This window comes from Rhizobium sp. AP16 (genome assembly GCF_000281735.1).
GTDB lineage: Bacteria > Pseudomonadota > Alphaproteobacteria > Rhizobiales > Rhizobiaceae > Rhizobium > Rhizobium rhizogenes.
The window spans coordinates 43,252-49,251 of sequence record NZ_AJVM01000032.1 but is presented as its reverse complement, the minus strand read 5'-3'; the positions used below and the strand labels follow the sequence as shown (position 1 = coordinate 49,251).

Genomic DNA, 6,000 nt, shown 5'->3' with positions numbered 1-6,000 from the left:
ACGACGCTCGAGTGGCAGCTGTCATCGCCGCCGCCGTTCCACCAGTGGGAAGAGCTGCCGCGCATCAAGTAGCCTATTTCCGGACGCCGTGATAAGCGGCGTCCGGCTCAACTGACATTGGAAGAAAGAATGACGGTCATCGACAATCACGAAGCGCTTGCGAAGGAAGGCGATAACGGCCTCTCGGAAGCGGGTGCGCGCGATTATTTCGAGCTTCTGAAGCCGCGTGTCATGTCGCTGGTCGTCTTCACCGCCTTTGCCGGTTTGGTTCTGGCGCCGGGGCATATCAACCCGGTTCTCGGCCTGATCGCCATTCTCTGCATTGCCGTCGGCGCCGGCGCGTCGGGTGCGCTGAACATGTGGTACGACGCCGATATCGACGCGATCATGACCCGCACGGCGAAACGTCCGATCCCGGCTGGCCGCGTGGCGCCTTCCGAGGCGCTGGCTTTCGGCCTGGTGCTGTCGGGCTTCTCGGTGACGATCCTCGGCCTCGCCGTCAATTGGCTGTCGGCCGCGATCCTCGCCTTCACCATTTTCTTTTATGCCGTCGTCTACACGATGTGGCTGAAGCGCTCGACGCCGCAGAACATCGTCATCGGTGGTGCCGCCGGTGCTTTCCCGCCGGTCATCGGCTGGGCCTGCGTGACCGGCAATGTGACGATCGAAAGCGTTGTGCTTTTCCTGATCATTTTCCTCTGGACACCGGCGCATTTCTGGGCGCTGGCGCTGTTCAAGATGGGTGACTACGAGGCCGTCGGCGTGCCGATGTTACCGAACGTGGCGGGCGTGCCCACCACGAAGAACCAGATCGTCGCCTATGCCGTGCTGACCGCGATCATCGGCGTCGTGCCGTCCTTCATGGGCTTTGCGAGCCTCGGTTACGGTGTTGTCGCCACCGTTCTCGGTGTGATCTTCGTTCACTGTTCCATCTCTGTCTGGCGCATGCCCGATGGCGATGTGAAGATGGTGCCGGCGAAGAAACTTTTCGCTTTTTCGATCTTCTATCTCTTCGCAATTTTTTCGGCGCTCTTGATCGACAGGCTCGTTGCCGTGCTGATGTCGGGCGGCGTGGGGGGCTGGCTATGATCGAACTTGTCAAGCTTACGGACAAGCAAAAGAAATCACGGCGAGGGCGCAATATCGCGCTCGGCCTGGTGCTCGCTGGCCTGGTGATCCTGTTCTACGCGATCACCATCATCAAGGTCGGCACCGGACACGTTTGAGGAGGCGTGATGGAGGAGGGGACAACGAACAAGGTGAGGACGGCAGGCCGCAACAACGGCCTGGTAGTCGCCATGTGCCTGAGCTTCGTCGTCGGCATGAGCGCCATGTGCGCCGCCGCCGTGCCGCTCTATCGCATCTTCTGCGAGGTCACGGGGTTTAACGGCACGACGCAGCGCGTCGACCAGGCATCCAGCATCATTCTCGACAAGCCGATCAAGGTCACCTTCGACGCCAATGTCGCTCCAGGCGTGCCCTGGGACTTCAAGCCGATGCAGAAGGAAGTCAATCCGAAGATCGGCGAGACGATCGAGATCAAGTTCGTGGCCGAAAACAAGTCCGATCAGCCGACGCGCGGACAGGCTATTTTCAATGTCTCGCCGGTGGAAGCAGGCGCCTATTTCAACAAGGTGCAGTGCTTCTGCTTCAACGAGACCGATCTCGCGCCGGGGGAAAAGCGCGAGATGCCGGTGGTCTTCTACGTCGATCCTGAGATCACCAAGGCGGAAGAGACGAAGACGATCACGGCGCTGACGCTGTCCTACACCTTCTACCCACGCGATGGTGCAAAGCCGGTCGCGTCGAACGAGGGCGCGGCGACGAAGGCGGCGGAAAAGAAACTTTGATGGAGAGTGCTTTTCGGCTCGGCCGGAAGCAATATGGGAAAAAGTCATTCGGGGATTGCTGACATGGCAGAGGCGCATCAGAAGAAACACGACTACCACATCATCGACCCGAGCCCGTGGCCGCTGCTGGCAGCCATTGGGGCCTTCATCATCACCTTTGGTGGCGTCGGCTTCATGCGCTATCTCAACGGCGGCTCGCTGCACCTGTTCGGCCTCGATTGGGCGCATCCATGGCTGTTCTTCATCGGTCTGGCACTGATCCTCTACGTCATGTACGGCTGGTGGTCGGACACGGTGAAGGAAGCGCATGAGGGCGCACATACACGCGTCGTCTCGCTGCATCTGCGCTACGGCATGATCATGTTCATCGCCTCCGAGGTGATGTTCTTTGTCGCCTGGTTCTGGGCCTATTTCGACGTCAGCCTCTTCCCGAACGAGGCGATCCAGGCATCGCGTACGGCCTTCCTCGGCGGGCAATTTCCGCCCAAGGGCGTCGAAGTCCTCGATCCCTGGCATCTGCCGATCTACAACACCATCATCCTGCTGCTGTCGGGCACGACGGTCACCTGGGCGCACCATGCGCTGCTGCATAATGACCGCAAGAGCATGATCCAGGGCCTGACGCTCACGGTTCTGCTCGGCGCGTTCTTTTCCTGCGTGCAGGCCTATGAATACGCCCATGCGCCCTTCGAGTTCAAAAACTCGATCTACGGCGCGACCTTCTTCATGGCGACCGGTTTCCACGGCTTCCATGTATTGATCGGCACGATTTTTCTGCTGGTCTGCCTGATCCGCGCGATCAAGGGTGACTTCACGCCGAAGCAGCATTTCGGCTTCGAGGCGGCCGCCTGGTACTGGCATTTCGTCGACGTCGTCTGGCTGTTCCTGTTCTTCTGCATCTACATCTGGGGCAGCTGGGGCGCACCGATCGCACACGGCTGACCGACCGCTGCTCCGCGTTCGGCCTTTGGTCGAAACGAACAATGCTTGCCGCCGCAAAATCTGGCCTGGTCCGGAACGTTTGCGGCGGCATTTTTTCGACATGGCATGCAACATCATGTTTGCCCTCCACCTCCAGGATCGCCTGTCCGCTCATAAGGGATCGCTCCGTTGCCCATCTGGATTTGCAAGACATGTGGCGCGCATACCGCGTTAAGCGCCGTCCCGCCTCCGACTTGTTCCATTTGCGAAGATGAACGACAGTTCGTTCCCGAAGGCGGCCAGGAGTGGATCGCCCGGGAAGCGCTAATCTCCACCCACGCGAACGAATGGAGTGAGCTGGAACCGAACTTGATTGCCATCGGTGTTTCACCAGCAATCGGTATCGGCCAGCGGGCACTTCTGGTGCTTACTCCGCATGGAAATGTCCTGTGGGATTGCATCCCTGTTTTGGACGGCCAGACGCGGAGCCGCATTTTAGAGCTCGGCGGCATCAAGGCCATCTGCCTGTCCCATCCGCATTTCTATACCGGCATGGTGGAATGGAGCGAAGCCTTGGGCGGCGTGCCGATCCTGTTGCCTGAGGCCGATCTGGCCCATGTCCTGCGCCCGAGCGAGCATATCCAGCCTTGGCGGGGAGACCGCCGCGACGTGTTGCCCGGTATCGTCCTTCACCGGCTGGGCGGGCATTTCGAGGGGAGTAGTGTCCTGGAATGGCAGGCCGGCGCGGACGGAAATGGCGCGCTGCTCGTCGGCGACACCATGCAAGTGGTTCCGGCGAAGGGATGGGTTTCCTTCATGTATTCCTTCCCCAACCTGATCCCTCTGCCGGCGCGTGAAGTCCGGCGTATTGCGAATCGCGTTGCAGAGATAGGCTTCGATCGCATCTACGGCGCCTGGCGCGAAAAGTTCATTGCTAGCAAGGCCAAGGATAGCGTCGCCCGCTCCGCCGAACGCTATATCCGGCTGCTCGAATCGCAGCCGTAGGGTTCCACCGAAAAACCACGCTGAGATTTGTCGCAGGAGCCAGGTCGGATGAGGCATACCGCTCGACCATCCGGCGCGAGTGGGTGAAGGCTGGAAGATGGTCATTCACCGGGCTCAGGACCTATTAAACCGGATTGCGGATCAATTGATTCATTGCGGCGCGAGGCGGCATTGCAATCCATACCAATCAATTAGTATTGACTCATTAATTAGTATGGGCTATTGATTTCCCATGACCGAAGCCGCTCCCATCAATGCCGTCATGCGCGCACTTGCCGATCCCACACGGCGGGCCGTGTTTGAGAAGGTCGTCAGCTCCGACGAGATTACCGTCGTCGAACTGACGCGAGGAAGCGGAGTGACTCAGGGCGCCATTTCTCAACACCTCAAGGCTCTGAAACAGGCCGGCCTGGTCGCCGAGCGCCCCGAAGGCCGGAAAGTCTATTACCGTGCCCAGCCGGAAGGCCTCGATCCGCTGGTCGAGTGGATGAGCCATTATGGCGTCTTCTGGCGCGAACGTTTTGTAAATCTCAGGACGCTGCTGAAGGAGATTGATCCATGAACGACGCCGTATTGGAGCCCAACACGCAGGACATAGTGGTCGATGAGGTTTTTCCGCATACGCCGGAGGCGATTTGGAGAACGCTGACCACGGCCAGTTTGATGGGCCGGTGGTTGATGATGCCGGCTGGCTTCGAGCCCGTGGAAGGCAAACATTTCACCTACCAGACCACGCCGGCCGGCGCATGGGACGGCACCATTCATTGCCAGGTGCTGGAGGTGAAGCCGTACGAGCGTTTGGCTTATGCCTGGAAAGGCGGACACGCGAAAAATGTCGGATACGGCTCACAGCTCGACACTGTGGTCACGTTCATCCTTTCCAAGGTTGAAGCCGGCACGCGCCTCCGCCTCGTCCATTCCGGCTTCGTCGTGCCGAAAAACGATACCGCCTTCAACAAGATGAGCGAAGGTTGGAAGAAAGTAGTCCAGAACATTGGCGCTATCGTCGACGGGAAAGACTGACGCGACAGAAGCGTCGTGGCCGATGAAGCGCTTAACCAGGAGAGAGACATGAACAAGCCTTACACCGGCGGATGCGCCTGCGGTGCGATCCACTATGAAATCTCGGCTGAGCCGATCGCGATGAACGACTGCCAGTGCCGCGACTGCCAGAGTACGAGTGGCACCGGGCATGGATCCTATTTGACCTTCCCGAGCAGGGAGGCGGTGAAGCTCGAAGGCGAGGCGACGCATTGGGATATGGTCGGCGACAGCGGGAACGTGAAGACGCGTGGCTTCTGTCCCGCCTGCGGATCGCCCGTCTATCTGACCTTCGCGGCCATGCCGGACCTCTTCACCATTCACGCCGCGAGCCTCGACGATCCAGGCCGATACAAGCCGCAGATGGTGACGTACACGGTGCGCGGTCATGCTTGGGACCGGCTCGACCCGGCCGTGCCGAAATTCGAGAAGATGCCGCCGATGTGAAGCTAGGCTCAGGACTTATTGCTCAGCGCCGTGTCTCAGCGGTCCGCCGCAAGCCGCTCGAATGCCGTCGGGCGCGAAATGCCCCGGTCCATCAGCTGCCTGATCTCCTCGGCGCAGGCCTCAGCGCTCCTGACCGAAGTATCGACCTCCAGATCATAGATCCCCGGCTGGTGCACCTCTTGCTGCCAGGCAAGCACCGGTGCCGGGATCGGCTCGCCGGCGGCAACGCCGACATAGGTGCCGCTCCGTTCGGGGCCTTCCGCCAGACGCCGCTGCATGATGGTCTCGATCGGGCATCGCACGCCGATGAAAAGGACGGGCAGGCCGGCCAGTTGCCGGGCGCAGTCCTGCAAGATGCCCAGTGGGCGCGAATGGGCGTCATGATGACCGAACTCGGCGACGACGTTCAGCCCCAGCCGGCTATGGGCGGCGATGGAGGCATAGAGCGCGGCATAAAAGCGCGGCACAAGCGCTTCCATATCCGGTCGCTCGCCGCCGGGGCGCAGGCCGATGCCTGGCCAGTAGCGTTGCGGCGTGGCGTGGCGGACATAGGTGTCGACGCCGAGATTCATCCAGGGGCCGTCGAAACCGGCCTGAATAGCCTCGACAATGCTGGATTTTCCGGATCGCGGCGCACCGTTCAGGATGATGATCCGGCCGGCTTCGTGGTCTTGATCGAGTTCCATGGGCCTCCTCGGGGGCGTCTGTATTGTAGCAGGCCCGCCGCGCTTACCAA

The 6,000-nt window shown here is 60.5% G+C and carries 9 protein-coding genes; 8 read left to right on the top strand and 1 reads right to left on the bottom strand.

What is annotated here, in order from left to right; genetic code table 11:
* The first annotated feature begins 129 nt into the window (after nt 1–129).
* The 8 genes from PMI03_RS13310 (at nt 130) to PMI03_RS13275 (ending at nt 5,264) form a co-directional block, all read left to right on the top strand.
* Complete coding sequence (locus tag PMI03_RS13310; RefSeq protein WP_007693935.1) at nt 130–1,089, top strand: heme o synthase; 960 nt, start codon at nt 130–132, stop codon at nt 1,087–1,089.
* Nucleotides 1,086–1,226, top strand: a complete 141-nt coding sequence (locus PMI03_RS31340; RefSeq protein ID WP_007693934.1) for a hypothetical protein — start codon at nt 1,086–1,088, stop codon at nt 1,224–1,226. The genes PMI03_RS13310 and PMI03_RS31340 overlap by 4 nt, the downstream gene beginning before the upstream one ends.
* A gap of 9 nt (nt 1,227–1,235) precedes the next feature.
* Nucleotides 1,236–1,850: a cytochrome c oxidase assembly protein gene (locus PMI03_RS13300; RefSeq protein WP_007693932.1), complete on the top strand. Its 615-nt coding sequence runs from the start codon at nt 1,236–1,238 to the stop codon at nt 1,848–1,850.
* Between the two features lie 63 nt (nt 1,851–1,913).
* Entirely contained in the window at nt 1,914–2,792 is an 879-nt protein-coding gene (locus PMI03_RS13295; RefSeq protein ID WP_007693929.1) for a cytochrome c oxidase subunit 3, read from the top strand.
* A gap of 168 nt (nt 2,793–2,960) precedes the next feature.
* Nucleotides 2,961–3,776: an MBL fold metallo-hydrolase gene (locus PMI03_RS13290; RefSeq protein WP_007693927.1), complete on the top strand. Its 816-nt coding sequence runs from the start codon at nt 2,961–2,963 to the stop codon at nt 3,774–3,776.
* A 232-nt stretch (nt 3,777–4,008) separates the two neighbouring features.
* Nucleotides 4,009–4,338: a helix-turn-helix transcriptional regulator gene (locus tag PMI03_RS13285; protein WP_007693925.1), complete on the top strand. Its 330-nt coding sequence runs from the start codon at nt 4,009–4,011 to the stop codon at nt 4,336–4,338.
* Entirely contained in the window at nt 4,335–4,799 is a 465-nt protein-coding gene (locus PMI03_RS13280) for an SRPBCC domain-containing protein (RefSeq protein WP_007693923.1), read from the top strand. The genes PMI03_RS13285 and PMI03_RS13280 overlap by 4 nt, the downstream gene beginning before the upstream one ends.
* 48 nt (nt 4,800–4,847) lie before the next feature.
* A complete protein-coding gene (locus PMI03_RS13275; RefSeq protein WP_007693921.1) occupies nt 4,848–5,264 on the top strand; it encodes a GFA family protein in 417 nt (138 codons plus the stop codon).
* 35 nt (nt 5,265–5,299) lie between these two features.
* On the opposite strand, the gene PMI03_RS13270 is transcribed toward PMI03_RS13275, so the two are convergent.
* Nucleotides 5,300–5,950: a chloramphenicol phosphotransferase CPT family protein gene (locus PMI03_RS13270; RefSeq protein WP_007693919.1), complete on the bottom strand. Its 651-nt coding sequence runs from the start codon at nt 5,948–5,950 to the stop codon at nt 5,300–5,302.
* Between the last annotated feature and the right edge of the window lie 50 nt (nt 5,951–6,000).